This window comes from Thiohalocapsa sp., from assembly GCF_019695415.1.
Taxonomy (GTDB): domain Bacteria; phylum Pseudomonadota; class Gammaproteobacteria; order Chromatiales; family Chromatiaceae; genus Thiohalocapsa.
Genome location: NZ_JAIFKJ010000416.1, coordinates 1 through 2,731, shown reverse-complemented (window position 1 = coordinate 2,731; position 2,731 = coordinate 1). Strand labels below are relative to the sequence as shown.

2 protein-coding genes and 1 pseudogene are annotated in these 2,731 nt (G+C 62.5%); all 3 read left to right on the top strand.

Annotation, left to right across the window (positions count from 1 at the left end; genetic code table 11):
• Positions 1-417: pseudogene (locus I6U14_RS11895) on the top strand (transposase); the annotation flags it as partial.
• Positions 418-582: 165 nt separating this feature from the next.
• A complete protein-coding gene (locus I6U14_RS11890; protein ID WP_296899595.1) occupies positions 583-2,085 on the top strand; it encodes an ISNCY family transposase in 1,503 nt (500 codons plus the stop codon).
• A 211-nt stretch (positions 2,086-2,296) separates the two neighbouring features.
• The coding region (locus I6U14_RS11885; protein ID WP_296899594.1) for a ferritin family protein at positions 2,297-2,731 on the top strand (435 nt) is incomplete at its 3' end.

The following is a 2,731-nucleotide window of genomic DNA, read 5'->3' as shown; positions in this document are numbered from 1 at the left end:
GTTCCGATCACGGTCTCGCGCACCTCCAATCTGCTGCGCGCCATCGAGACGTTGTTCGGGGTGTCGATCGCCGAGTGGCGCTACTACACCTTCATGGCGTCGGTGAAACTGCCCTGGGAGGCGGTGTGGGAACTGCTCTGGCGCGCCATTCCTCAGCCCTTGGTGGAGGGTCGCTTGCTGCTGGCGCTCGACGATTCGATCAACCCCAAGACGGGGCGCCACATCTTCGCCTGTCAGACCACCTTCGATCATGCCGCCAAGCCCAATCAGACGCGCTGGCCCTGGGCGCAGACCCTGGTGACGCTGGGGCTGCTGATGCCGATCCATGGGCGCTGGTGTTGTCTGCCGATGGCGTTTCGCTTCTATTTAGTGCTTGACCGAAAAGCCGGTTTGCCTCGTCAAAACAAGCGATTATAATCTGACCCCAAGGTCGAAGATGGGAAGCCGGTGAGGATAGGTGCAGAGGCGCGGTACGCTAACGCACTGATTCTTAGACGTTGCGGATCCGGCAGTCCGGCCATTGAGGGTGCGCAAGGAGCGCATTTGAAATCAACTCGTTGAAACTTCGTCATTCGAAATCCGATGCGTCAAGTCATCCATCCGCAGATGCAGTTCGGTGAGCAGGACATCTCCGCCATCGAGTTCGATCCCAGATCCCGCGATGACATCCCCCAGATCCTGCGCGGTCTGCAATACATCTACACGACCCCGGAGCTGCGCGAGCGTGTCTTTGCCATCCTCAGCGAGGTCGCGCCGGCGAGCACGGTGGAAGGCAAGAATGGACCGGCGGATACGAGCACGGGTCGACCTGGCATGGAGCAATGGAAGATCCTGGTGCTCGGGACCTTGCGCCTGGGCCTGAACGCCGACATCGACCGGATTCACGAGCTGGCCAACCAGCACAACACCCTGCGCCGGCTACTCGGACACGGGGACTGGGCCGATGACACCCAGTACAACCTGCAGACGCTGAAGGACAACCTGCGCCTCTTCACCCCGGAGCTGCTCGACCGGATCAACCAGGAGGTGGTGTCCGCCGGGCATGCGCTGATCAAAAAAAGCCCGCAGGAACCGTTGAACGGGCGCTGCGATTCGTTCGTCGTCGAGACCGATGTCCATTATCCCACCGACATCAATCTGCTGTTCGACGCCATGCGTAAGACCGTCGAGGTCTGCGCCTCCTTCTGCGACGAGCACGCGCTGACGGACTGGCGCCAAAGCGCCTACAACATTCGCAAGCTCAAGAAACTGTACCGGCACGCGCAGCGTATCAAGCACTCCACAGCCAAAGACGAGGCCAAGCGCGAGGCCCGCCGAGACGAGATCAAAGCGGCGCATCAGGCCTACCTGGAGCAAGCCGAGGACGACGTGCGCCGTGCCCGCGATACCCGCATGACCCTGATGATCGGCTGCGACGTGCTCCCCGCCTTGCTCGCCGAGCTTGACGCCTACATCGCCCATGCCGAACGCCAGATCGACCAGATCCGCCGCCGTGTGATCTTCGGACAGACGATCCCGCATGAGGAGAAAGTCTTCTCGATCTTCGAGCCGCACACCGAGTGGATCAGCAAGGGAAAGGCCGGCGTGCCCGTGGAGCTTGGGCTGCGCGTGTGCGTGCTCGAAGACCAGGATCGCTTCATCCTCCACCACCGGGTGATGGAGAAGCTCACCGACGACCAAGTCATCGTCGCCATGGTCAAGGAGACCCGAACGCGTTTCCCGCGGCTCGCCAGCATCAGCACGGACAAGGGCTTTCATAGTCGCGCCAACCAGCGCGACCTTGCCGAGCTGCTCGATCGCGTGGTGGTGCCGAAGAAGGGCAAGCGTTCTGCTGCCGATCAGGCCCGCGAAGGCGATCCCGAGTTCATCCGCCTGCGGCGCCAGCATTCCGCGGTGGAATCGGCCATCAATGCACTCGAGGTCCATGGACTGGACCGTTGCCGCGATCACGGCATCCGTGGCTTCAAGCGCTACGTCGCCATGGCCGTGGTGGCCCGTAACATCCAACGCCTCGGCGCGATTCTCTACGCCCAGGATCGCGCGCGGGAGAAACGAAAGCGCGGGCCATACAAACAAGCAGCCTGACGCCTCGGTGCGCAAACGGCCCAACGTCCTCCGAGGGGATCGTCTGCTCGAAATCTGACGTCGATGAGATTCGTTCTCATTGACGGCGTATCATTGACGAACGCTCGGTCCGCTTAATGAAATCTCGCCAACGCGGTGGCGCCGTCATTGCCCGGCTCAGCGGAAATAACGAGTTTTCGGTCTGGCACCAAGTAGTACAGGAGCAAGCGGCATGAACGAAGGTGAGGCCAGCGCCTACGAGCGCATCAAGTCCAAGCAAACTTTGAAGGAGATCCTGGAGGTCGCGACCTCGTTCGAGCAGAGCGCCCGGGACTTCTACACCGGCCTGATCCCGAAGGTCGGCAAGAACATCCGCTGGGTGGTCGAGGACCTGGCGAAGGAGGAGCAGCATCACTACGACCTCTTCTCCGAGCTGGCCGCCCGCCCGGACCTGGAGCAGCAGGTCGACGCCCTGACCGAGCGGCCGGTCACCGACGGCACGTTCGCCGACGCGGTCATGGTTCCGGACCTCGGCGAGGAGCCGGCAGACAAGGCGATTCTGCAATTCGCGCTGGGCAGCGAGCACCTGGCCCGGCACCACTCCAGCGCCCTGGACGACAGAACCGCCCCACGCCCGACCCGGCCGCTGGTCGACTACCTGGCCCAA